The sequence below is a fragment of the Hymenobacter norwichensis DSM 15439 genome (assembly GCF_000420705.1).
Classification (GTDB): domain Bacteria; phylum Bacteroidota; class Bacteroidia; order Cytophagales; family Hymenobacteraceae; genus Hymenobacter; species Hymenobacter norwichensis.
This window is the reverse complement of sequence record NZ_ATVL01000010.1, coordinates 453,218-477,851: the sequence shown is the minus strand read 5'-3', so window position 1 is coordinate 477,851 and position 24,634 is coordinate 453,218. Positions and strand designations below refer to the sequence as shown.

25 protein-coding genes are annotated in these 24,634 nt (G+C 54.0%); 8 read left to right on the top strand and 17 right to left on the bottom strand.

What is annotated here, in order from left to right; translation table 11 throughout:
- Positions 1-13 precede the first annotated feature (13 nt).
- The 13 genes from G536_RS0120100 to G536_RS0120040 all read right to left on the bottom strand — a co-directional run bounded on the left by G536_RS0120100 (position 14) and on the right by G536_RS0120040 (position 12,885).
- Positions 14-688 (bottom strand): OmpH/Skp family outer membrane protein, encoded by a 675-nt coding sequence (locus tag G536_RS0120100; RefSeq protein WP_022825403.1) that lies wholly within the window; start codon positions 686-688, stop codon positions 14-16.
- A 42-nt stretch (positions 689-730) separates the two neighbouring features.
- Complete coding sequence (gene bamA, locus G536_RS0120095; RefSeq protein WP_022825402.1) at positions 731-3,253, bottom strand: outer membrane protein assembly factor BamA; 2,523 nt, start codon at positions 3,251-3,253, stop codon at positions 731-733.
- A 15-nt stretch (positions 3,254-3,268) separates the two neighbouring features.
- Entirely contained in the window at positions 3,269-4,009 is a 741-nt protein-coding gene (locus G536_RS0120090; protein WP_026880414.1) for an undecaprenyl pyrophosphate synthase, read from the bottom strand.
- 75 nt (positions 4,010-4,084) lie between these two features.
- The gene (gene porG / locus G536_RS0120085) at positions 4,085-4,849 is read right to left on the bottom strand and encodes a type IX secretion system protein PorG (protein ID WP_022825400.1); all 765 of its coding nucleotides are present in this window, start codon (positions 4,847-4,849) and stop codon (positions 4,085-4,087) included.
- 39 nt (positions 4,850-4,888) lie between these two features.
- The gene (locus G536_RS0120080; protein WP_022825399.1) at positions 4,889-5,761 is read right to left on the bottom strand and encodes a DUF6089 family protein; all 873 of its coding nucleotides are present in this window, start codon (positions 5,759-5,761) and stop codon (positions 4,889-4,891) included.
- 123 nt (positions 5,762-5,884) lie between these two features.
- The gene (locus tag G536_RS0120075; protein WP_022825398.1) at positions 5,885-6,778 is read right to left on the bottom strand and encodes an NAD kinase; all 894 of its coding nucleotides are present in this window, start codon (positions 6,776-6,778) and stop codon (positions 5,885-5,887) included.
- 35 nt (positions 6,779-6,813) lie between these two features.
- Positions 6,814-8,160: a POTRA domain-containing protein gene (locus tag G536_RS29075; protein WP_342664771.1), complete on the bottom strand. Its 1,347-nt coding sequence runs from the start codon at positions 8,158-8,160 to the stop codon at positions 6,814-6,816.
- Between the two features lie 108 nt (positions 8,161-8,268).
- Positions 8,269-8,946: a CBS domain-containing protein gene (locus G536_RS0120065; protein WP_022825396.1), complete on the bottom strand. Its 678-nt coding sequence runs from the start codon at positions 8,944-8,946 to the stop codon at positions 8,269-8,271.
- 276 nt (positions 8,947-9,222) lie between these two features.
- Positions 9,223-10,005: an alpha/beta fold hydrolase gene (locus G536_RS0120060; RefSeq protein ID WP_022825395.1), complete on the bottom strand. Its 783-nt coding sequence runs from the start codon at positions 10,003-10,005 to the stop codon at positions 9,223-9,225.
- Between the two features lie 90 nt (positions 10,006-10,095).
- Positions 10,096-10,713: an anthranilate synthase component II gene (locus tag G536_RS29070; RefSeq protein WP_022825394.1), complete on the bottom strand. Its 618-nt coding sequence runs from the start codon at positions 10,711-10,713 to the stop codon at positions 10,096-10,098.
- A 23-nt stretch (positions 10,714-10,736) separates the two neighbouring features.
- Positions 10,737-11,258 carry a CvpA family protein gene (locus G536_RS0120050; protein ID WP_022825393.1) on the bottom strand — a complete coding sequence of 174 codons (522 nt, stop codon included), beginning with the start codon at positions 11,256-11,258 and terminating at the stop codon, positions 10,737-10,739.
- Between the two features lie 87 nt (positions 11,259-11,345).
- On the bottom strand, positions 11,346-11,810 hold the full coding sequence (locus G536_RS0120045) for a GatB/YqeY domain-containing protein (protein ID WP_022825392.1): 465 nt from the start codon (positions 11,808-11,810) through the stop codon (positions 11,346-11,348).
- 28 nt (positions 11,811-11,838) lie between these two features.
- Positions 11,839-12,885 carry a hypothetical protein gene (locus tag G536_RS0120040; protein ID WP_157530800.1) on the bottom strand — a complete coding sequence of 349 codons (1,047 nt, stop codon included), beginning with the start codon at positions 12,883-12,885 and terminating at the stop codon, positions 11,839-11,841.
- 86 nt (positions 12,886-12,971) lie between these two features.
- Here G536_RS0120040 and G536_RS0120035 point away from each other — a divergent pair, with 86 nt between their 5' ends.
- From G536_RS0120035 to G536_RS0120005, 7 genes are all read left to right on the top strand, one after another.
- A complete protein-coding gene (locus tag G536_RS0120035; RefSeq protein WP_022825390.1) occupies positions 12,972-13,685 on the top strand; it encodes a pyridoxine 5'-phosphate synthase in 714 nt (237 codons plus the stop codon).
- Between the two features lie 96 nt (positions 13,686-13,781).
- Complete coding sequence (gene mnmH / locus G536_RS29065; RefSeq protein ID WP_022825389.1) at positions 13,782-14,837, top strand: tRNA 2-selenouridine(34) synthase MnmH; 1,056 nt, start codon at positions 13,782-13,784, stop codon at positions 14,835-14,837.
- A complete protein-coding gene (locus G536_RS0120025) occupies positions 14,818-15,216 on the top strand; it encodes a VOC family protein (protein ID WP_211223345.1) in 399 nt (132 codons plus the stop codon). The genes mnmH and G536_RS0120025 overlap by 20 nt, the downstream gene beginning before the upstream one ends.
- 33 nt (positions 15,217-15,249) lie before the next feature.
- Entirely contained in the window at positions 15,250-16,305 is a 1,056-nt protein-coding gene (selD, locus tag G536_RS0120020) for a selenide, water dikinase SelD (RefSeq protein ID WP_022825387.1), read from the top strand.
- A 3-nt stretch (positions 16,306-16,308) separates the two neighbouring features.
- Positions 16,309-16,938 (top strand): PH domain-containing protein, encoded by a 630-nt coding sequence (locus tag G536_RS0120015; protein WP_022825386.1) that lies wholly within the window; start codon positions 16,309-16,311, stop codon positions 16,936-16,938.
- 60 nt (positions 16,939-16,998) lie between these two features.
- Complete coding sequence (locus G536_RS0120010; protein WP_022825385.1) at positions 16,999-17,775, top strand: alpha/beta fold hydrolase; 777 nt, start codon at positions 16,999-17,001, stop codon at positions 17,773-17,775.
- A 140-nt stretch (positions 17,776-17,915) separates the two neighbouring features.
- Positions 17,916-18,626, top strand: coding sequence for an SAM-dependent methyltransferase (locus tag G536_RS0120005; RefSeq protein ID WP_022825384.1), 711 nt, complete (start codon positions 17,916-17,918; stop codon positions 18,624-18,626).
- Between the two features lie 11 nt (positions 18,627-18,637).
- Here the strand turns inward: G536_RS0120005 and feoB are convergent, their stop codons facing one another.
- Both feoB and G536_RS0119995 read right to left on the bottom strand, forming a co-directional pair.
- Entirely contained in the window at positions 18,638-20,818 is a 2,181-nt protein-coding gene (gene feoB, locus G536_RS0120000; RefSeq protein WP_084708721.1) for a ferrous iron transport protein B, read from the bottom strand.
- Between the two features lie 6 nt (positions 20,819-20,824).
- On the bottom strand, positions 20,825-21,046 hold the full coding sequence (locus tag G536_RS0119995; RefSeq protein WP_342664772.1) for a FeoA family protein: 222 nt from the start codon (positions 21,044-21,046) through the stop codon (positions 20,825-20,827).
- Positions 21,047-21,356: 310 nt separating this feature from the next.
- Here G536_RS0119995 and G536_RS0119985 point away from each other — a divergent pair, with 310 nt between their 5' ends.
- Complete coding sequence (locus G536_RS0119985; RefSeq protein WP_071837774.1) at positions 21,357-22,202, top strand: carboxypeptidase-like regulatory domain-containing protein; 846 nt, start codon at positions 21,357-21,359, stop codon at positions 22,200-22,202.
- Positions 22,203-22,352: 150 nt separating this feature from the next.
- Here G536_RS0119985 and G536_RS29060 read toward each other — a convergent pair whose 3' ends face one another.
- Together G536_RS29060 and G536_RS0119975 are read right to left on the bottom strand one after the other, a co-directional pair.
- The gene (locus G536_RS29060; protein ID WP_022825379.1) at positions 22,353-22,973 is read right to left on the bottom strand and encodes an OmpA family protein; all 621 of its coding nucleotides are present in this window, start codon (positions 22,971-22,973) and stop codon (positions 22,353-22,355) included.
- Positions 22,974-23,139: 166 nt separating this feature from the next.
- Positions 23,140-24,537, bottom strand: coding sequence for an alpha/beta hydrolase family protein (locus tag G536_RS0119975; RefSeq protein WP_022825378.1), 1,398 nt, complete (start codon positions 24,535-24,537; stop codon positions 23,140-23,142).
- Positions 24,538-24,634: the final 97 nt, after the last annotated feature.

Genomic DNA, 24,634 nt, shown 5'->3' with positions numbered 1-24,634 from the left:
TTATATTGCAAAGTTAGTTTTTTCGGCTTGCCGGACGAGTTGATGGCCGAGAAGTAGGGGCTGCCCCTGCTTTGTCTTCGTCGGCCTGTATAGCGTCACCGGCCGGAGTTTTAGGCGTGGCTACCGTTTTCACGCTGCCTTTCTGAGCAGTTTGGTTTCGGTCTTCAGATGCTAAACCCAATTCTTCCAATACAAATTCCGTGTAATCATGCACTGGGTTGGTATACAGCATAGTCAGGTCACCGGATTTGTCGAATACAATAGCCAACTGCTTCTTCTTAGCCACTTTTTCAATGGCTTCAAACACTTGGTCCTGCACCGGCTTGGTCAGCTCCTGGCGCTTTTTGAACAACTGCCCTTCGTACCCAAAGATTTTGTTCTGATAGGCTTTTGTGTCTTGTTCCTTCTTCAAGATTTCATCCTGCCGCTTCTTTTTCATCGGCTCAGTCAGCAGGACTTCTTCGGCTTGGTACGTCCGATATAGCTTGTCCAAGTCTTTCTTCTGGGTTTCGATTTCCTTCTGCCAGGTCTGCGACAGGTTGTTTAACTCGGTCTGGGCCTGCGCATACGCGGGCATTTTACCCATGATATACTCAGAATCTACGTAACCGAATTTCTGAGCCACTACCGATTGGGCCGTACAAAGCATCACCGACAACGTAGCCAGGATGGAAATTACTTTTTTCATAGCAGCAAGTGAAAGAGTAAAGCCGGCCCGCACCTGCCGTAGTTAGCGGATCTGCTGACCGATGATGAAGTGGAACTGGTTGCGGTCCTGCGCCGTCGATGCGTTGGTATTGTTACGCGGAACGGTGTCGAAGGCCCTACCAAAGTCAAAGCCTAGCAAACCAAATGCCGACATGAAAATTCGGGCACCTACCCCTGCCGAACGATACAGTTTGTAGGGGTTGTAGTTGGTATAGCTGTTGAAGGCATTACCTGCCTCCGCGAAGCTCAGAACATAAACCGTAGCCGCCGGGTTCAGCGACACCGGATAACGCATTTCCATTACATACTTGTTGTACACCACCCCGCCGTTCTGGTACTGCTGAGCCGTTGGTATAGCATTAGCATCGTTGGGGTCAGCATATCCGCGCAAGCCGATAAACTCGGTACCTACCGCGAAATTCTGGCTCCCTCCGGCGGCCAAACCTGAACCACCCAACTTAAACCGTTCAAACGGCCCAATCTGACGGCTGCTGTTGTAAGTGCCAATAAAGCCAAAGTGCGCCCGTGTGTTCAATACCAGCTTGCCCACGATAGGGGTAAACCACGAGGCATCGAACATCCACTTGTGAAATTCAACCCACTCATTGCTATTAGGATGTGCACCCTTAATAGCGGAATAAGGTGGCGTCAGGCTTACGCTCAACGCCAACGAAGAGCCTCGCCGTGTGTAGGTCGGGTTGTCGATGCTGTTCCGCGCCAGTGTGGTGTTCAGCGTGATGTTAGTAGCCTTACCGTTCTGGAAATTCTCGAACAGCTGATAATCTTTGGTTTCGTACTGCGTGACACCCAAAGAGTTACTCAGCGTAAAGTAGTCATCAGGCCAGCGTAACCGGCGGCCTAAGCTGATAGATGCCGTATTACTCTTAATGAAAGCACCATTGCGAATATCAAAAGTATTGCCGTAAGTCAGACGGTTGATACTCCGGTTCAGACTAAACGAGAATGAGTTAGGCTTGCGGCCACCTAGCCATGGCTCTGTAAACGAGAACGAGTATGCCTGGTACTGCAAGCCGTTGGCCTGCACGTTGAGGGCAATGCGCTGCCCGTCACCAGCTGGTACGGGCGTCCAGTTACGGAAGTCTTTGGCCTTACGCAGCGAAAAGTTATTGAATACCAAACCTACTGTACCAATAAAACCAGCATAGCCACCCCAGCCACCCGAAAGCGTAATCTGGTCGGAGGGCTTCTCAACTACCGTATAGTTGATGTCCACCGTGCCGTCGGCTTGGTTAGGCACTGGTACCATACCCACTTTTTCAGGGTCGAAGTAACCTAGCGTAGAGATTTCACGCTGCGAGCGGATGAGAAGCTCTCGGTTGAACTTGTCGCCAGGCAGCGTCCGCAATTCCCGCCGAATCACATGGTCGGTGGTTTTGGTGTTGCCGGCAATGTTTATCTCTTTGATGCGCGCCTGCACCCCTTCGGTGATGCGCATCTCAATATCGATTGAGTCGCCTTCTACCTTAGTTTCTACCGGGTCGATAGAAAAGAACAGGTACCCGTCGTTCATATAGAGCGAAGTTATATCCTGTCCGGTGGGATTGTAGTTCAGGCGTTTATCCAGCGTTTCCTTGCTATATACGCTACCTTCCTTGATACCTAGTACCGAGGCCAGCGTTTTATCGTCGTACAGGTAGTTGCCGGCCCATGATATATTGCGGAAGTAGTATTTTGGCCCTTCGTCTAGCCGAATTTTTAGTTTCAGCGCATCACCCACCCGCTCCAATGTATCAGATAATACTATTGCGTCGCGGTAGCCTTGTGAGTTGTAGAAATCGATAAGCTTTGTCTTATCATCTTCAAACTCGGAGCGCTGAAATTTACCGGAGTTCAAGAGTTTAGGAAACTTCTTTTCCTTGGTTTTCTTGAACTTACCTTTCAGCTTGCTGTCCGTAAATGCCTCGTTACCTTCGAAAGCAATTTCGCGGATTTTGCTTTTGCCTCCCTTATCTACATTGATTTTCAGCACCACACTGTTAGACAGGCTTGAGTCCGGCACCTGCACAATGTTCACCTTGGTGTCGAGGAAGCCTTTGTTAGTGTAGAACTTCCGCACCTGTGTCTTGGTATTGCTCAACAGAGCATCGGTAACTACTTTCCCGCGAATCAGCTTGATTTTGTTTTTTAGATCGTCAGCTTGACCCTTGCTGATGCCTTCGAACTCGAATTTTGAAAGCCGTGGACGTTCTTTCAAATTGAAATCCAAGAAAATCCGGTTGCCATCAATGCGAGTGATGGATACGCTCACATCGCCCAGGATTCCTTGGTCCCAAACCTTACGAATGGCTTTGCCTATCTCTTCGCCAGGGATAGAAATAGGGTCGCCGACGCGCAACCCTGTCAAGCCAATAAGAGTATTGCTATCAAGGTAGCGAGCACCGCTAACCGTAATCCCTCCTAGTTCGTAGCGCTTGGTTTCGTCGCCAGTAGCGGGAGCGGTCTGTGCCAACACAGTCAGCGGTGCTACCGAACTTAACGTAAGTACTACGGCCATGCGGCCCAGCGTCTGCAAAAATAAATTCATTCTGTTGTCGAAACCTTACGAAACGGTTAGCTGCTCACTCGTCTTTCCAAAACGCCGCTCTCGGCGTTGATATGCCCGCACAGCCTCCTCAAAATGGGCGCGCCGAAAATCGGGCCACAGCAATTCGGTGATATATAATTCAGTGTAAGCCAGTTGCCAGAGCAAAAAGTTGCTAATTCGCTGCTCACCACTTGTCCGAATCAGGAGTTCAGGATCGGGGATGCCAGCCGTAGCCAAATACCCGCCGATGGTCGACTCCTGTACATCTTCAGCCCGTAACTTGCCAGCCGCTACATCGGCTGCCAAACGGCGGGCAGCCTGAGTTAGGTCCCAACGGCCGCTATAGCTGAGCGCCAATACCAGCGTCATGCGCGAACAATGTTTGGTAAGCTCTATGGCCTCCGACAATTCACGCTGACAGGAAGCAGGCAAACTGTCAATTTGTCCAATGGACTGTAAACGCACACTATTCTTCAATAGTGTAGGGGTTTCCTTGCGGATGGTATGTACCAGCAATTGCATTAACGCCGTCACCTCGTGTGCCGGCCTCGACCAGTTTTCGGTGGAGAAGGCATAAAGCGTAAGGTAGCGCACTCCCATTTCGGCGGCAGCTTCTACGGTATCACGCACAGCGGTAATGGCGCTCTGGTGGCCGAAGATACGGAGGCCGCCCTTCTGCTTGGCCCAGCGGCCATTACCGTCCATTATCACAGCTACGTGAGAAGGAATATTTTGCGGGTCAATTTCGGACCGAATGGTCATGGATGCTTTTTGCGTAAAGAGGCTGCAAGTTACGCAAATGGTTGCATTCCAATTCGTCTAAGCTCCTAGCTATTGCAATAACCTAGGATTGCTTTTGTATTGAGGCGGGCAATTGATTTTATAGAAAGTGTAGGAAATACTAATGCCATTGAAGAAATACCAGTCTTTATCGTGCGGATTTCCTACAATGTCTGTCTGCCCCTGAGTTTTTCCGTCTATATGGTCGAGTTGATCGCTGAAGACTTTGCGCGCTCCGGCTTCTAAACCCAGGTTCCACCGGTTCGACAATGCATACTTGAACCCAAACCCGGCTGGTACTGCCAAGCCAACCATTGTACCTTTCTGGTTTAAAGCAGGTAGAGCAGCATTATTAGTGGCCGTGGTGGTGCTAGACAAAAATCCAGCAACTCCTACGAACACGTAAGGCGTGAAGTGAATTTTGGCTTTACGATAATGATAATCGAAGAAATTATATTCCGCTACAGCCGAAACTTCATACAGGCTACCCTTCATGTTGGCCTGCCGGTACGCTGGCAAAGGTGCCACCGCATTAGTTGCTCCTTCTACGTTACCATCGTCGGCCCGAAGTAGTCCTGCCGTGAAAGCACCACGCAAAGTGATTGGTGCCGAAATATCCCGACGGTAGAAGGCTGTAATGGCGGGCCGGTTATTCTTGAACTGATACCCTGGCGACAGTTCACCTTTGTAAACCAATCCACCTAGGCCTAAACCGACTTCGCTAGTGTATTGGGCACTAGCCGATTGGGCAAAAAAAATACTCCCTGTCTGCACGGAGCAAACAAGGAGTGTTTTAAAAAGAATTGCTTTGGTCATCAGACTGATTGTGAGTGAACACCAACCAGCTGAAACTGGCTAGCGGAATTTGGGGCTCTTAACGCGAGGCGCTAAGATATAGTTAAGCGTGAAACCAGCTTGTACGTACCAGTCATCATCCTTGCTTTCACCGCGTTTGATACCAGCACCGTCAAAACCAGTAAATTCTCCTGTCCGACTTTTTGTGATACCACGTCCGAAGTACTTAGCAGCATCGGAAGTTAGGTTAGCATCATCCGTATAGTTGGTGCTAACGTCGTCAAGATAATCGTTAAATGTTTTGCGGAAGCCAACTTCAAAACCTAGGTCGAAGCTCTTATTAAGCTTATAACGAGCTCCTGCACCAAATGGTATTGCAATACCTGCTTTATTATATGACTTACCTTCAGTTTTTAAGGGCTGTAGAGCTACGAAAGTACCGCTGGCATTCTCACCTTTTGGGTTGCCGGCATACCCTGCTACACCGCCAAATACGTAAGGTACAAAGTCAGGACGCTTTATATAGTTGTTCCTGTTCGGAATTAGATCGACGATACCTACCACCGACAGTTCCGCTATATCGTTGCGGAAGTTCATGTTGCGGTTGTAACGATACTTAGCATCTGAATCGTTTTGATCAGCTGATTTTGCGTCGCTGCCTGTGATACGGCCGTAGCTTAAGCCAGCGCGACCAGAGATAATAGGCGTGAAGCGGTGCGTAATGGTTACGCCTAAATTAGGTCGGGTGGCACCGAAACGTAAGCTAGGAATGCTGGGCTTAGGAGTAATGTCACCGAAATAGTTCATAGCTGTCAGCGTCACACCAACAGAATTGTACTGCTTCCGCTTGGTGAATTGCTGAGCATTCGCCGCAGGGGCCAACAACCCTATGGCCAATAGCGGCGTGAGAGCGTAGGTGAAAAATTGCTTCATAATGAGCAGGATTTGAGAAATAGCGAAAGGAGGTGACCTTACAGAACAAACACAGTAACAGTCAGCAACAAAAGTAGAAGATGTCGGGAACTAAAAAAAGGAATAGCAGAAAAAGTATATCTGCTATACTGGAATTCCAGCCGGATTACGCCGATCTAAGCCCCAATTAAGCTTACTGCGTAAGGTACTCAAGAAATTAACGTGATTGAATTTTACTAAGCGAACGGCGAAACTCTCTCGACGAACGGCAATCTGCACCCCCGCATCAACGGCCACAGAACGGGAGTCCAGCGACAGTAGAAACTGGTTGCTTCGCCCCTCTATCTCGAAAGAAATTACGCTTTGATCCGAGACGATGATGGGCCGCACGTTAAGATTGTGGGGACATACGGGCGCAATGATAAAATTGTTTGTCTGCGGCAGCATAACCGGACCGCCACAGCTCAACGAGTAGCCAGTAGAGCCGGTTGGCGTGGCCACTACAAGTCCATCAGCCCAGTAAGAATTCAGATACTCCCCGTCGATGTAGGTGTGCACTACGATCATGGAAGAAGTATCACGCTTCAGAATACTGAATTCGTTAAGACCGAAGTTAATACCATCGAAAACCTCCGGATCAGTTTCCACTCGAATCAGGCTTCGCTCTTCTAGCACAAAATGCCCCTTGAACAATGCGTCCATGGCTTGTGCAATACGGTCAGGTGTGACGGTAGCTAAGAAGCCGAGACGCCCAGTATGAATACCCAAAATAGGAATTTCAAGAGCACCTACGTACGTGACAGTATCAAGTAGGGTACCGTCGCCGCCGATGCTGAGCACGAACTGCACGCCACGTAGCGAGTCGCCGCGGCCGAATGTGGTAACGTTGGCTGGTAAGGTGAGGCGGTGCAGCAGATACTCATGGAAGGCTGTGGCCAGCAAAATGGTGGTCTGGCGCTTTACTAGATCATCCAGCAAAGCCTGTATAAACGGCAGGCTGGCATCATCGAAAGGCTTTCCTAGAATGGCGATTTTCATAACAGAACGTTAACCTACTAGAGGTAGGCAGTAAGTCAGATGGGAAACTCGGAGCGCAGAAAAAACCCACCCTGGCCCCGTATGTTGCGCGTATATTCAAGCGTAAATACCCGGTCGTAATACGTAACCAAGTGTAAGCCTACCCCAATCGACGCCAAAAGACGCTCGGGCAGCTGGTTGCCGGCCACCACTGAAGGGGTGCTTACGTAACCGGCATCAGTAAAGGTATTCAAGTACAATATCAGTGGAATACTATTGATCTTAGGATTATCAATTTCTTGAAGTTGGAGACGGCCAGCATCAAAGAGCCGATACGAAACACCTTGCTGTAGCAGTATGTAGTGACGGCCGTCAACAACGTAGGGGTCATAGCCGCGCACCAATGCATCGTAGCCCAGGGCTCGGTTATCGGCATAAGATAAGCGGCGGCTAAACCGTAACTGCCCCTGTGTGGCGGCACTATAGTAAAAGTTGCCACCGAGCGAAGCGTAGTGCGCATATCGGGCCTTAAGCGAAACCTGCGGAGGTGAACCATTGGTCAGAAAACGACGATATACCACTTGTGCCTGAGCGTAGCGGCCCGTTAGTGGGTATGCAAAAGTATTGCGCTGGTTTAGAACCCCGAACAAACTAAAATCCAGGTATTCGCGGGTGGTGCGTCCTAGGTAGTAGTCGGGGTTGAGCAAATTCACAGAGTCGGAAATTAGCTCCCGGTGATAGCTCACATCGAAGGCGGTAAGCAGGCGGACTGTCCGGCGCCAGCGCAGCCCAGCCGTAACGTAGCGCCGCTCAATTGGAAATCCATTTTGTGGCCTGAAAGTAGCCAGACGGTCATCTACGGTGGCATAATCGAGGGCGCGGGCTTTGTAATAGGAAACACCAAAGCCTACCCCCACCCGCCGACGTCGGCCATAACCAGGAGCTTCGTAAAACAACTCATACTTGCGGTTGAAACCCAACTGTAGATTACCACGCAGTTCTTCGTTACGGCCCCGAAAGTTTTTGCGCGTTAAATGCAAGCCGTAGTCCACCCGCCGCCACTTGTCGGATCGGTCGGCCCAAGCGCGGAAGTTGCGGTCGGCAATGGAGAGGATGGGTACTGGAAAGGTGTACCAACGTTCCTGCACACTAAACAAAACAGTTAAGTCGCCGTTGCGACACACCACCTCCACTAGTACTTGATGGAAGAGCTGTAAATTGAAAATGCGGCGGCGGTTTAGCTCAATGCGGCGAGCCAACTTGGTAGCGTTAAGCGTGTCGCCCTCCTGAAAGTCCAGTTCAGCTCGCAGTATTTGTTCTTTGGTTTTTTCATTGCCCACGAATAACAGCGAGACAACACGAACACTGCTATAGCCTGGACAAGCCAGTAAAGCCTGAGCCACCGAATCAGGTGGGATGCTGGTAGGGATTGTATTGGCCCGAACTGCGCTGGCAGCGCAGAAGAACGTTATCCAGGCTAAAAAGGCTCGTAGGCGCACTCTTGGCTCGGCTTACAGGCTTAAGTAACGCAGCAAGGCGTCGTAGCGCTCTTGCTCGTTTTCGCCCAGCTCGCCTACGCCGTTGAACTGTGCCGTAATGACGTAACCAAATCGTTCGAGCGTAGCTACAATCCGGGTAAGTGTGGGCGTGTTCACCTTCAGCGTCAACCGGATGCGGTACGGGTCGTGCTCGTCCTGGGCAACATGGGCACTCAGGATTTTGGCGTTATTTTCCTCGATGTAGCGGCTAATGGCTGATAGCGAATAGTCTCGCTCTTCCATCGACATAACGATAACCGCTCCCTGACCAACAGCAATTGGCGGCTGTCCGAAAGCGGCTAATGTATCGCTTACGGTCACTACGCCTACATACTCATGCTGCGCGTCGAGCACGGGTACCAACTGAATTTTATTTTGGATGGCAACTTCCATGATGCTGTAGAAATGCTGGCTGTTCAGCACATGCGCTTCTTCATAGCCCAGAGCTAAGTCGCTCAGCAGTTGGTTACTGTTCGCGGCTTCTTCGAAGTCAAGCAAATCAGCATCCGTAACCAAACCCTTGTAGGCACGGTTGTCGAGCACAGGTAACTGGTTTACATGGAATTCTTCCAGCCATTTGGCCGCTTTCCCCACGGTATCCGACACTTTCAGGGGCGGAATCATTTGGTTGAGCAAGTCTTCAGCAAGCATTGAGTGCATCGGCGGGAAAGGGAAAGTAGAGAAGATGACGGCTGAGCCGCCTATTCAGATCAAAATAGCAAGGAAACCAGACCCACCGATACGGTATGCCACCATGAGATACGAAGCGAGCAGAAAATTCGAAACCTAAAAAGTCGAAGAGTAGTGAAAAAGTTTTCAACTAGCCGAAGTCCAACACCTAGCAAGTGAAAGAGCCATGTTTGGCAGGCGAGGTTGCTTGCAATGAAAGTACCGATTTACTTGGCACCGCAGCAACTTAACCTGATTTCAACCAGCCATTGCCGTTAACGGCTCAGTACGCTGCAAAAACTGCCGGAGTAGCATGTTGAACTCGTTAGGACGCTCCATCATGGGAGCGTGGCAGCAATGGTCGAGAAAACGCAGTTCCGAATTCTTGATCAAGCTGTTGAATTCGTGGGCTACTACTGGCGGCGTAATGGTGTCGTTGAGGCCCCATACCAGCAGCGTAGGCACATCAATGCGCCCTAACTCCTTGCCAAGGTTGTGGCGCTGAGCCGAGCGAGCAATGGCAATAATGCGCAGACACTTGGCATTGGAATTCGTGACGGTGAACACCTCGTCAACTAATTCTTTGGTGGCCACGGAAGGGTCGTAGAACGTGTAAGCCACTTTTTCCTGCACGTAGGAATAGTTGCCACGCTTCGGAAACGAGCCGCCCATGCCGTCCTCAAACAAGCCGCTGCTGCCTGTAAGCACCAGCCGGCTAACTCGGGTAGGGTTGCGCAAGGTATACTCTAGGCCAACGTGCCCACCCAGTGAATTGCCAAGCACCGTGCAGGCTTCGGTCAGGTTGATGGCGGCCACAAACCCTTCCACGTATTTCACCAGCCCTGGCACGCCAGCCTGCGTGAGTGGCATATCGTAGATGGGTAGCAGCGGAATGATAACGCGGTAGTCGGTACGGAAATGGCCTACTACGTCCTGCCAGTTGCTGAGGGCCCCAAACAAGCCGTGCAGCAGCAGCAGCACCGGGCCATTGCCTTCATCAACGAACTGAAACTCTCCTTTTTCTTGAATATGTAATTCCATCTTCTTGCGTAGTAAGATGTACGTACGGAGTAGCTGGCCTTACTACTGCTGCGTAAAAACTAGATTGGCTGCAAACTGGCTTCGGCTGGCTTACCTCGGAGTAACGGCCTCCACTTCTTTTGCGGAGCCCTCTACAAGTATACAATACCGAACCCAATTGCGCAGTATGGCCAAGCCGTGGGTGGTGAGCAGGGCTTCCGGGTGGAACTGAACGCCCCACAAAGGCAAAGTAGTATGGCGCAGGGCCATGATTTCGCACGCTTCGTCGGTGGTATGGGCTACGGCGCGAAGCGTGGGCGGTAAATTGCTTACCACCAACGAGTGATACCGCGTAACGGCCAAATGCGGCGGCAATTCCCAAAATAGGGGCTCAGTTGGCACCACGCTCATGTTTGAAACTTTGCCGTGCATCGGGCGCGTAGCGCGAGCAACGGTAGCCCCAAAAAATTCACCAAGAGCCTGATGTCCCAAGCATACGCCCAGCATGGGAACCCGCTGGTACCAGGCCGCAATAACCGCCAGCAGATTGCCGGCTGCCGCGGGCGTGCCGGGCCCCGGCGACAACACCAGCGCATCAAACTGCAAAGCTTCGAGAGAAGCTACCGGTACATCGTTACGCACAACCTGCACCTCGCACCCCAGCTGCCGGAAGTAGTCCAGCAGGTTGTAAGTAAAAGAGTCGAAGTTGTCGAGCAGCAGTAGGCGCACAGGGAGAGTAGCTTAATTACTCTTTAAAAAACAGTCCGCAGCTTGGCAAGCAAGGTACTGGCAAAGGGCATCACGAAACCAACGACGCTCAGCGCCAGCGGGGTAGCCTCGCGCACAAAGGGCAGCACTTGGGAGCTAGCTACCAACGTAGGCGAAATCAGATGTAGTCCCGATAAGCCGATGCCGTGCAGCAGTAAGCTGAGCCCAAGCACCCACTTGAGTACGCCAGCCGCCGCCCCACCCAGGTTGTCGAGTACGCCGAGCGGGGTGAGATGCACTGCTTTTTTCACGAAGCTGCCCAGTAAGTGTACGCCCCAGGCAATAGCCACAAATACCAGCAGAAATGCCACCAGCGGCAGTAGCCCGAAGGCCTCGCCCACATAGTGCCGTACCAGCGGAATAGCATCGTTGAGCAAAGCCAACCCACCTACTACGCCCAGCACAAACGCTAGCAACGACGCCGCTTCCAGCACCAAGCCCCGCCGGAAGCCTTTCACGGCCCCAATGCCCAGCGGGATTAGCAATAGGATATCAAAAGCGGACATAGGAAGGAGCTAGAAGCTAAGAGGTAGAAGCCAGCAGAAGACACACAGCATATGCTAGCTTCTGCCTTGCACCTCTTAGCCTCTCAATCAAACATTCGTGTTATTGAGCAGGTTGCCAACCACTTGTGAAATCAGGCGCCCATCGGCTTTGCCGGCAAGCTCACGAGCAGCTACGCCCATTACTTTGCCTAAGTCGGAGGGGCCGGTGGCGCCTACACGCTGGATGATGCCTACCAAGTGCGCTACCAGGTCAGCTTCGTCCATCTGCTGGGGCAGGTATTCTTCGATGATGGCTAGCTCGGCCAGCTCCACTTCCTCCAGGTCGGAGCGAAACTGCTTGTTGTAGGTTTCGGCGGCTTCGCGGCGCTGCTTGGCTTGCTTGGTCAGCAGCTTCATTTCGGCGTCTTCGGTGAGAGCCGCACCGTGCTGGCCTTCGGCCGTTTCAGCCAGTAGAATCTGCGACTTGATGCTGCGCAGCGTGGTGAGGCGGGTTTTATCTTTGGCCAGCATGGCCTTTTTGATATCGGCGTCGATGGTTTCTTTCAGAGCCATAAGTCAGGGAGGAAATGAAGCTGCAAGATTACGGGTTTTTGCCCGATGCATTGGGTGCCGCCTTTATCAGCGTAGCGTAACAGGAAGCAGGGTTGTCAACATACACTGCCACTTGCTGCGCTTTGCGCTGTAATCCGTAGGGGCCCGCTACTGGCATTGCTGCAACGAATGTCAGCAAGAGGTTAGGAGGCGTCAGCAACGGCTTAGCTAGGTTTAAGAGGCCGGCAGTAGCGGGCGGCGCATCGGCAACACATTGCACTGCTGTTAGGCTAGCAACCGGAGCCACCATCCGCCACACCAACCCAGCGCGCAGCAACAGTTGCCCGGAAACCGTAAGCACCACAGGTGGACAAAGCAACACGGCCCGCATGTGCCCGATCAAGCCGACCACCGTGTACAAGTTCAAGAGTAGTGCAACCCATGCTACCCCGGTGCTCCAGCGCACCAATAGGAAATGGACAGCTACCGTTTCCACTACCGACAAAGCAGCAAAAGCAAGCAGCAACGCCACAAATCCGGATTGCTTATGCCCGCTGAAGGCTTGCTGTCCAACCAGTTGTCGGGGCATGCTTTTCCAGCTCAAGAAAGCATGATACCACAAGCTAGCCTCGAATACCAGCGCCTCCATCGGCCGATTGAAAACGGCAACAAAAGCCGCCGAAAAGTTAGCGGTGATGTCCGGGGTAGTAGGTTGAGCAGCAAGATAAGCTAGCCGCAGCCGACGGATGTTCAATAGCAGCAGTAAGAGGGTAGCAGCTTCCAACAGCGGTAGCACGTGCTTGGCACCACGCAAATATTGCTGCTGCGCCACCGGAATCAGATAGAAGCCCAACGCTAACATAGCCGCAAAAACTGCTCCTACCGATGTGAGAGGCAACCGGTAGCGGCGCACGATAAAAGCGTAGAATAACACGGGCGGCCATACCAGCAAGTCGAAGGTAACCGCTGCCGATAGCGCCGGCCGAGCACTGAAATCGGGCCGCTGGATAATCAGGTACTCGATTCCGAGCACCAGCACAACCAGAACGCAAAACAGTAGTATAGGGCGAAGACGGGAAGCTATTGGAAGAGCCATGAGAGCAGCGAAGAAAACAGGGAGCCTAGCTTGTAGTTGTATCTTTGGCTCCTTACCGAGAACCGCCAGGACGAACTAACTTAGAGATGACCAAGCTTAGCGTAAACATAAATAAAATAGCCACCCTACGGAATGCACGCGGCCACAATCGCCCCGACTTGCTGCAAGTAGCGCGCGACTGTGAGCGGTTTGGCGCCCAGGGCATTACGGTGCACCCGCGGCCCGATGAGCGCCACATCCGCTACCAAGATGTGCGCGACTTGAAACCCATCGTCACAACGGAGCTGAACATCGAAGGCAACCCCACCCCCGATTTTCTGAACCTGGTGCGCGAAGTGCGGCCCGAGCAAGTAACGCTGGTACCCGATGCCCCCGACGCCATTACCTCGAATGCCGGCTGGGACACCGTGGAGCACCAGTTGTATCTGATGGGCGTGGTGCAGGAACTGAAGTCGTTGGGCTGTCGGGTGAGTATCTTCCTCGACCCCGATTTGGAGATGGTGAAGGCCGCCGTAGGTACCGGCACCGACCGAATTGAGTTCTACACCGAAGCCTACGCCCGCCAGTATCCCCACGACCGGGAGGCAGCCGCCCTCCCCTACCGCACCGCGGCTATCCTAGCCCAGCAGCTCGGCCTTGGCATCAACGCCGGCCACGACCTCGACCTGGAGAACTTGGCGTATCTGCACCAGAACCTCCCAGGCCTAGCCGAAGTCAGCATTGGGCACGCCTTGGTCTGCGACGCGCTGTACCTGGGCCTGGAGAATACGATCCAGCTCTATCGTCGGCAGCTGCAATAACTGGTGAAGTAGTGAGGGGGTGAACTTGCGAGCCAATGTTCTACTTCTTTGGATTCCAACTAATACTATTTCACCCTTCGCAACTTCACACGCTACATGCCGCGCATCTCCCTCCCCGACTTTCTGCAAGGCCCCGAAAACGCTCCTATTTTGGATGTGCGTGCCCCAATTGAGTACGCGCAAGGCCACATTCCGGGGGCGCTGAGCTTGCCGCTGTTCACGGATGAGGAGCGGGCCCGTATCGGCACCACTTACAAGCAGGTTAGCCAGCACAAAGCAGTGCTACTGGGGCTAGATTTGTTCGGGCCGAAGATGAGTGAAATGGTACGGGCGGCGAGCAAGTTGGCTCCGGGCAAGGAAGTACGCCTGCACTGCTGGCGCGGCGGCATGCGCAGCGGCACGGTGCAATGGCTGTTGGAATTGGCGGGCTTCCAGGTACACCTCCTCAACAAGGGCTACAAAGACTACCGGCATTGGGCACTAGCGCAATTTGCCGAGCCTCGGCCCCTGCTGGTGCTCGGTGGCCTCACGGGCTCCGGCAAAACCGACGTGCTGCATGAGTTGGCCCGGCGCCAAGAGCCGCTACTCGACTTGGAAGGATTGGCGCACCATAAGGGCTCGGCGTTCGGTAGCATCGGGTTGCCACCGCAGCCTACCCAGGAGCAGTTTGAGAACAACTTGGCGGCGGCGCTGGGGCAATTGCCAGCAGCCCGCCCCGTGTGGGTGGAAGATGAGAGCCGCACTATTGGCGGTATCCATATTCCTACGCCGTTTTTCGAGCAGATGAGCAGCGCGCCCTTGGTGGTGCTGGAAATTCCGCGGGAAGTGCGCGTACGCAAACTGGCCGCCGAATATGGCCGCGAAGATGCCGGCGCCTTGGCTACGTCCATCCTGCGTATTCGGAAGCGGCTGGGCGGGCTGGCTACCAAGGAGGCACTAGCGGCCATTGCCGAAGACGACATGGAGAAAATGGTCAGCCTCGTGCTCGACTACTACGACAAAACTTACAGCCACGGGCTGGAAGGGCGCCGCGCCATTCGGGTGCCTTCCGATACCTGCGACGCCGCCGTAAATGCCGAGTTGGTGCTGCGTGCCGCTCGCGAAGCCAAGCTGTTTTCCGAGTTGATTTCAGATGCCCCACATGCTGCCTAAGCTGCGCGTAGCCCGCCCTACCGACCAACTAGCGGCAGTGTTGCACTTCTACCGTGATGGGTTGGGTTTGGTGGAGTTAGCTTCGTTCGTGGCCCACAACGGCTTCGACGGCATCATGCTGGGCCACCCACATGCGCCGTATCACCTCGAATTCACGCACCAACCTGGCCATACAGTAGGCCGCGCCCCCACTGCCGACAACCTGCTGGTGTTTTACTTACCCGATGCAACTGAATGGCAGGCGGCAGTGCAACGCATGCAAACTGCTGGCCTTGCACCAGTCCCGTCGTACAACCCGTATTGGGACCAAGCGGGCGTTACGTTTGAAGACCCCGATGGCTACCGAGTGGTGTTGCAGCATGCGCCGTGGGAGCTGTAGACAGCCTATTTTTCGCACTTCTATTCTAATCTGATGACCTCTCTCGAAACCACCGACCAAGTTCGCCTCACGCAATACAGCCACGGAGCCGGCTGCGGCTGCAAAATCGCGCCCAAGGTGCTCGACCAGATTCTGCACACCAGCATCCCACAGCCCTACGATGACAAGTTGCTGGTGGGCAACTCCTCCCGCGACGACGCGGCCGTGTACGATATAGGCAACGGGCAGGCCCTCATCAGCACCACCGACTTTTTCATGCCCATCGTGGATGACGCCTACGACTTCGGACGCATTGCCTCAGCCAACGCCATTTCCGACGTGTATGCCATGGGCGGGCGGCCCGTTATGGCTATTGCCGTGCTGGGCTGGCCTATTGATAAGCTGGCCCCCGAGGTGGCCCGCCGCGTAATAGAAGGCAGCCGCAGTATCTGCGCCGAAGCTGGTATTCCGCTGGCTGGTGGCCACAGCATCGACTCGCCCGAGCCCATTTTCGGTCTGGCCGTAACGGGCATGCTCGATATCAAAAACCTCAAGCAAAACGACACTGCCACCGCCGGCTGCGAACTGTATCTAACCAAGCCGCTCGGCGTGGGCATGCTGACTACCGCCCAAAAGCGCGGTATTTTGCGCCCCGAAGACGAGCAGATTGCGCCGCAAAGCATGATGCAACTCAACCGCATCGGTTTCGACCTGGGCCAGCTAACCGCTGTGCGCGCCATGACCGACGTAACCGGTTTCGGGCTGCTGGGTCACCTTTCCGAAGTGTGCGAAGGCAGCAACCTCACCGCCGAAGTGGAGTTCAGCGCTGTTCCGCTTATCCCAGAAGCCGAGCTATACCGTGCCCAAGGCGCCATTCCGGGCGGCACCGTACGCAACTGGGATTCTTACGGTCACAAAATTGGCACCGTCACCGACGAGCAGCGCGCCTGGCTCTGCGACCCGCAAACCTCAGGTGGCTTGCTGGTATGCGTAGAACCTGCGGGCCGGGCCGAGGTGCAGGCGGTGTTCGAGCAGTATGGGCTAGCGTTGCAGCCATTCGGTACCCTGCGCGCTCACCAGCCCGGCGAAGCTTGGATTCAGGTTCGTTAGGCGGTGAAAACGGTTTCTCTGTTACGGCCGCTGCTGGAGGTTGGAGGCGTTATTGTGGCCCTGATTGTGGGCTTGCGGCTGATTACCGGCTTGTTTGGTAAGCGGCAGCGGGCCCACCGGGTTACGTTTCAGCGACAGGTGGCCTTGCTGTTTTGGCCGTTGCTGTGTTTGAGCGTGGGCTTACCTTTTCTGGCGTCGTTTTTCTTTGCCGGCGAGTTGTCTACTTACGAATTGGTGCTACTGCTGCTGTTTTCGGGACTGATAGTAGGCTTTGCACTGCCAGCCTTCCTGCTGCATGCACACTATTACTTGCACAACCATGCCACTGAAGTAGTATTCGAGCCCAAGCAGAACCTACTGGAAGTGTACGAGGACGGGCTGCGCCAACCGTTTAGCCGCGCCGATATTCAACGGGTGCTGTACGTCCGCTGCTCGTCACGGCGCTTGTTTTGGAGCAACTACGAGTACGTGCAACTGCAGCTGCGCAATGGACAAAGCATCACCATCACCTGCTTGTTGATGAAGCTAACCGGGCTAGCTGAATTCTTACGAAACACCCATTTGGAGCAACAGCAGCGGCTTTTCTGCACCATTCAATCCAACCCCAGCCGACCTACTCACCTCACAGCTTAGGCCGCCGCGGCAGATATGCCCGCCAGTCCCGACCTTTGCCCGCTCTTTCTGCTTCTACCTATGCTGCTACACCACCGCGAAATAGGCCAGGGTGCCCCTCTGGTTATTCTGCACGGCCTTTTTGGCACCCTCGACAACTGGCAGACTTTGGCGCGCCGCTGGGCCGATACCGGCCACCGCGTTATCAGCGCGGATTTGCGTAACCATGGGCGCTCTTTCCAGACGCCCGAGCATACGTATGAGCTGATGAGCAACGACGTGCTGGCCTTGTTCGAGAGCCTGCAACTTGGCCCCGATACCACGCTAATGGGCCACAGCATGGGCGGTAAAGTAGCCATGCGCTTCGCCCTCGACCACCCCGACCGGCTAGCCAAACTCATCGTAGTGGACATTGCCCCCGGCTTGTCCGACATGACTCACCAAGACAATATTCTGGCTGGTTTGAATGCCGTGGACCTCACCACGCTGGAAAGCCGCCAGCAAGCCGATGAGGCGCTAGCCCAGCACATCCGGCAGCCGGGCGTGCGGCAGTTCCTGCTAAAAAACCTATACCGCCTCGACGACAACTCATTTGCCTGGCGGCAGAATCTGGCAGCTCTCACCCAACATATTGCCGAAATTGGGGCGGAAATCAACAACTCCGAGCCGTTCCTGAAACCTGCCCTGTTCATCCGCGGAGGCCAGTCCGACTACATCACCACCGAAGATAAACTACACGTCATTCCGGCGCTGTTCCCTAACTCCCAGGTGGAAACTATAGTGGATGCTGGCCATTGGGTCCATGCCGAGAAGCCGGATGAAGTGTTCGGGCTGGTCGATGCCTTCACCAAAAGCTAGCCCCCAACCTTTCATTCCGGTGCAGGAGGAAACTGGGTAATATTGTTGAACGACTTTGCCCAGATTGTCCCTGCGTCGGAATGACAAGATGTAACGAAACGGCTTTTTGTTAGCTACTATCATCACCTAACCCTCCTCTAGTGCAGCCTGGCGTCCTCTACCTGATTCCTACCATCCTCGCCGACGATACGGCCCCGCAGGTGCTACCGCCACAGATTGGCACCCAAGTAGCAGCGTTGTCTTACTTTCTGGTGGAAAATGCCCGTACGGCCCGGCGCTTCATTAAAAGTGTGGCCCCGGCCCAGGTAATTGAGGAGTTGCGTATCAGCGTCATCGACAAAGACAGCACTGAAGCCCAAATTCAAGCTGCTCTAAAACCCGTGCTGGCCGGGCAGGATGCAGGCGTAATTTCGGAAGCGGGTTGCCCCGGCATTGCCGACCCAGGCGCAGAACTGGCGCGAGCGGCTCACACGCTCGGCATAAAAGTGGTGCCGCTAGTGGGGCCAAGCAGTTTGTTACTGGCCTTGATGGCCTCGGGCATGAACGGGCAAAGCTTCACCTTCCACGGCTACTTACCCATTGAACGAAGCCGCCGGGCCGCAGCCATCAAGCAGCTGGAAAAGTTGGCATTGGCACAGCACCAAACCCAGCTTTTCATTGAGACGCCCTACCGCAACATGCAGATGCTGGAGGATCTGCTAAGCCAACTGCATTCCGCTACGCGCCTCTGCATTGCAGCTAGCCTCACCGCCCCCAACGAGTACGTTCGCACCGATACCGTAGCCGGTTGGAAAAAAACTGGTTTACCTGAAATTCATAAGCAACCGGCGGTTTTCCTGATTGGAAAATAGCGCTTAGCCGCTTAGCTCAATACTTGATATACCAGTAGAGAAGCCAAGTAAGCCAAGCCCGTCATGTATACCAATTGCAGCATAGGCCAAGTCCAACCTTTGGTTTCGCGGTAGGTGGTGGCCAGGGTGCTCATGCACTGCATAGCAAATACGTAGAACACTAGCAACGAGCCGGCGCGGGCGGGTGTGAAGAAAGGCTGCCCGTCCGGACCTTTTTCGGCGGCTAATTTCTGCTGCACGGTTAGCTCATTGGCATCCTGCCCCACGCTGTAGATGGTGCTCATGGTACCCACAAACACTTCCCGAGCCGCAAACGAAGTCAGCAGCGAAATCCCGATTTTCCAGTCGAACCCCAGCGGCCGGATGGCTGGCTCAATCAGATGCCCGAAGCGGCCAGCGTAAGAGGCCTCCAGCTTTTCCGAAGCAACTCGGGTTTCCACCTCGGCAGCATTTAGCGTTGCGGTGTTAGCGCGCACCCTCTGTTCGGCTTGCTCCAGCGAGTTGCTCGGCCCATACGAAGCCAGCACCCATAGTATTACCGATATAGCAATAATGACCTTACCAGCCTGAAACACAAAGGCTTTCACCTTCTCCACAATAGTAAGGCCCACGTTTTTCCAGCGCGGCCAGCGGTATACCGGAAACTCCATGATGAAGTAGCTCCGCTCCTTGGTTTTCATGAACAGCTTCAGCGCCCACGCCGACCCCACTGCCGACACGAAACCTAGCAAATACAGCCCCATCAGGGCCACACCGCGCAAGTTGAAGATGCCCAGCACCGGCTGGTCGGGTACTACCAGCCCAATGAGCACCGTGTACACCGGAATCCGGGCCGAGCAGCTCATCAGTGGCGTCACGAAGATGGTAATCATCCGATCCTTGCGGTTCTCGATGGTGCGCGCGCTCATAATAGCTGGCACGGCGCAGGCCATGCCCGAAATCAGGGGCACCACGCTTTTGCCGTTTAGCCCGAACTTACGCATGATGCGGTCCATCATAAATGTCACCCGGGCCATGTAGCCGGTTTCTTCGAGCACCGCAATGAAGGCAAATAGCAAGGCAATCTGCGGAATAAAAATCAGCACTCCACCTAAACCCGCAAGCACGCCTTCCGTCAGCAGACTAATAAGCGGGCCACTGAAATTGCTTTGGATCAGGCCATTAATCCAGGCTACACCTGTATCAATTAATTCCATCGGGTAGCTGGCCCAAGAGAATACTGCCTGGAATAGCAAAAACAGCACCGCCACAAAAATCAGGTAGCCCCACACTTTGTGCGTGAGTACCCGGTCGAGGCGGTTGCTATACGGCTCGGCTTTTTCAGTCCTTGTAACCGATACTACGTTCAGTAACAGCTCGTTGATGCGGGCGTATCGGTCAATGGTTTCCTGGGCCTGCCGCGGGGTTGGCTCGAAGTTGTACTTCGCCACCAGCTCCCCCACGTACGCCCGGTCATCGGCGGTCAGGAAGCTGATGTGGCGAAACTGGTGCGCGTAGTGTAGCGCTAAGTAGTCGTTGTGCAGGTTGAAATAGTACCGAATCTGCCGCAGCATTGGCACAAGAACTTCGTCGGGCTCGTAGAACTGTATGGTAGGCGCATCGAGCTGCTGGGCCATTACAATTTTCAGCGCGGCTACCCCAATGCCTTTACGGGCATTCATGGGAATAACCGGTACACCCAACTCCTCCTGTAAGGCCTTCAAATCGATGTTGATGCCGTGCTGGGCAGCCACGTCCATCATATTCAGAGCCAGTACCAGTGGCAGACCTAAATCGGCAAGCTGCGTGAACAGCAGCAAGTTGCGGCGCAGGTTGCTGGCATCGGCCGTCACCACCACAAAATCCGGGTACTGCCCCGACGTCTTATCGTAGAGCAAGTCGGTTATCACCTTCTCGTCCAAGCTCTTCGGATAGAGCGAGTACGTACCCGGTAAATCGATGATTTCGGCGCGGTGCTGCGCTGTAAGCTGGCTGACCCCAGTCTTACGGTCCACCGTCACGCCAGGGAAATTCCCAACTTTCTGGTTGAGACCTGTGAGTTGATTGAACAGCGAAGTTTTCCCGGAATTGGGGTTGCCAATCAGCGCAATGCGCGTCAGGCCGCGCGGTGCAGCTTGCAAAGCGGCAGTTTCCAAAGCTGCTGCCGCAGCAGCAGCCCTGGCGGGGGCGGTACGAATTCCGGCATCACGCATGCGCGGCTACTCCTTCAACATGATGGTTGCTGCTTCACTCACTCGCAGCGACAAAGTGTAATCTGCGGCCTCGCCTACCACTAAGGTAATAGGACACCCTAGGGGTGCACGGCTATTAAGCCGCACCTGCGTACCGGGGATACAACCCATTTCCAACAGCTTGAGGGCCATTTCTGGATCCTTCAAGCAGCAAATCGTACCCGTCTCGCCTAAATGCAGATCTTTCACGCTTCGAGGAGCGGCAATGGCTTTGACAGAGGTGGGACGAACGGACACGGCAGCAGGGTTTATTTAGACTTCCTTTAAACAAAGGTACAACCCATTTAGGTTTCGACCAAAGTACCCCGACGCAGCAAGTCCAGTGCTAAGTACCTTATAAATATTCCTTTCAGGAATTGCATTTTTATAAATATTTAAAGAAAACGTGCCGAAAATCGGCGTTATCATTTTACTTTTGGGATATAACTATAGCATACACAATATGATCCAACGCGTACTTGCTTTCGTCACTTTTCTCTTGATACTCCCAGCGCTTAGCATGGCCCAAGAGAATCGTCTGTCCGGTCGCATCGTCGATCAGAAGACGAAAGAGCCCATTCCTTTCGCCTCCATTGGGCTGAAAGAAGAACAGACTGGTGCTCTGACCAATGAATATGGCTTCTTCCAAATGGCCATGCCAACCAAAAACGCCCAAGACTCCCTAGTAGTGCTAGCCTTAGGCTACAAACGCGTTGCGGTGCTAGTAAAGCGCGGCAATGCCAACCTGGCCGACCTCATTGTGGAAGTGCCAAAGCGCGTAATTGAGCTAGGCAACGTAACAGTGAAAGGCGGCAAGGTAAAAGATCTATCGCTGGGCTCGAAGTCGACGACACCGGGTGAGGGGATGATTCAGGGGATGCCAGGCAGCCAATATGCCTTCTTCGTGAAAAACGACAAAAACAAGAAGCTTGGCAACGTACGCTCTGTATCGTTCTACATTGGGGAGCATGGTTTCCCACGGGAGCCGTTCCGGGTGCGCCTCTACAAGCCCGACGGCAACTATAACTCGCCTAACACCGACATCCTCACCGAAAACGTGGTAGTATCGGCTCCTAAAGGCGGCGAGTGGTACACCATCGATTTGACGCCTTACAACATTGAGGCCCCAACGGAAGGCTTTTTTGTAGCCATGGAATGGATTGTAAGTGGTGACAAATTCTACACCACCAACTTCATGGACACCTACACCCCCTACGGCCAGATCATGCGTCCGACCTTCGAGTTCAAGGAAAGCCGCACCTGGAGCTACACCATGGGCAAAGGCTGGAGCCTGCTGACTTTAGCCAGTAATGGCCAGCGCTACAACGCCATGATTAAAGCCGAAGTAGACCAGATTAAGGATTAATTGATGTGCTGATTTGGTTATGTGCTGAGGTGCTATTCAAATACAAAACATCATTAGATATTTATAAACTAAAAAGGGGCTCCATTCGGAGCCCCTTTTTAGTTTACATGTACTAGGAGGAGGCACACCAGTACCTAGACAAAGCGTGTATTACTTGATTACCGCAATTTCTACGCGGCGGTTTTGCTGGCGGCCTTCCGGCGTAGCATTGGTTGCTACCGGGGCCGTTTCGCCCATGGGCTCCAGGCTGACCCGGTCGGCCCCAATACTGGCATTACTGGTGAGCCAGTTTTTTACGGCTTCGGCGCGCTTGGCGCTTAGCTCTTTGTTGTAGCTTTTGTCGCCCCTCGAATCGGCAAAGCCCATTACGCGCACTTGGCTCTTGCCGTAGCGGCGTCCAATGGAGCCTCCAATTTCTGATAGGGCCCGCGTAGCCGTCGGCTTGATTTCGGCCTTATCGGTATCGAAGAGCACGGTTTCTTCCAGGCCATACACGCTGTATTTGTCGTCGTCGCGCACTGAAATTTCCGGCAAATCAATTTCCTCGTACTTGGCGTCGGCTAGCTTGGCTTTGGTCATGTCCCAGGCAGCATCCACGGAATTGGCGGCACCGGCAGCGGCATCGGCTACTGTTTCGCCTTTGCGGTACACCACTGCTGTGTCGGCTGTAGCTTCTTGGGGCTCATCCTTGGCTTCAGGCTTTTTCAGGTCGTTGCAAGCGGTTGACAGCAGGGCAGTCAGGGCTAAGGCGGAAAGCAGAGGCTTGTGCATGGGAAATAGGGAAGTAATGATTGGGAAAGAAAGGTTTGGACGCACTTACGCAGCCTGAAAAGGGAAGTTCACTGCTTGGTGGCAGGTTTGCGGGATACGCACGTAACAAATCGAGCCGCTAGCTGAACGGTACAGCTAGCGGCTCGAAAGTGGATTTGGGACAGAATTACTTGGTTTTGGTATGCTCGGCTATCCAGCTCCGAATCAGTTCCAACGCTGCTGGCGAGAAGGTTTCGTGCGGCTGCCCATTCACTACAGCCCACTCGCCGGGGTCGGCCTGAAACAGATGGTTGACGCCAGGGAGCTTCTTGCTGGTTACATCAGGGTTGCTGTGCAGTGCTTTGGCAAGGCCATTAAGATTGGGCTCGGCAGCTACTGATGCATCGGCGGTGCCACCTAGCAGCAATACCGGGCATTTCACCTGCTCCATCCGGGCGGCGGGATTGAAGGCCAGCTGGCTCCGGTAGCGCGGTGAGGTCAGTTCAGCGGCACGGTTCTGGGCCGTGATGGTATCTAAGCTAGCGTCATACTGGCGCATCATTTTCACTAATATCTGCTGTGCTTTCTTGGAATCCGGGTTTTGCGTTACCACGGCTTGCAAGGCCTGCTGCTGCCGAATGAAGGAGTTGATATCTGGGTCCTGCACACCAATGCCGCGTAGCAACGCTTTCTGCTGCTGTAAGATAGCAGCACTGCCAGATTGCCCAAATGCCGCCAACGAAACCACAAAAGCTGGTGGCAAGGGTTGTGCAGCCGACAGCAGCGCCACGTTACCGCCTTCGCCGTGGCCTACCACCCCAATGCGCGTCACATCAATTTCAGAGCGGGTGCGCAGGAAATTCAACCCAGCCTGCACGTCGCCCACCAATTCGGCAGTGGTGGCGGCGGCAAAATCTCCGGCTGAAGCGCCAATACCCCGGTCATCGAAGCGCAGCACGGCAATACCGCGACGGGTAAGGTGGTCGGCCAGAATTCCCATGAGACGGTAGTCGCCCACGGTAGCATCCCGGTCTTGGCCGCCCGCGTCGGATGCCAGCACCACGGCCGGAAATGGGCCGGGGCCGGCCGGTACCGTGAGCATGCCGCCCAGCCGCAGATTCACCGGCACGTTGGTATAGGTTACTTCTTCTTCGCGGTAGGGTGGCGTCAGGCGGGCTTTGGGAGCAGTATTGACAGCGGCCGGAGCGAAGGTGAGGGTTAGGGCTGCTTCCAAACCAGGTTGCCGCCATTGCCCGGTCAGTTTCTTGCCATCGGGAGCCAACTGACCAATAAAGCGGCTCCCGGCTTCTTCTGCCGCAAATACCACCGTGTCGCCGCGCACTTCCACCTGTACCGCCATGTGGCTTACTTTCTGCATGGGCACGTCGAGCGTGGCGAAGTAGGAGCCACCCGTGAGGCTAACCAGGCGAAATATCACTTCTAGCTCACCACCCGGCATTTTCAACGGGCCTTTCCACAAACCATCCATGGCGGGGGCGGCAATAACTGCTGATCCACCCATCATCCACAACCACAGCACCAGCAACCAGCGGCGTGACACCCACGCACCAACGAACTTCTTCATGTCAGATGTCAACAGAGAAATAGCAATAAATAAACTTAGCCAAGTGAAAAAGTTGAAGTATGAATGCTTTAACGCAGCTATACACTTTCTCGCAATA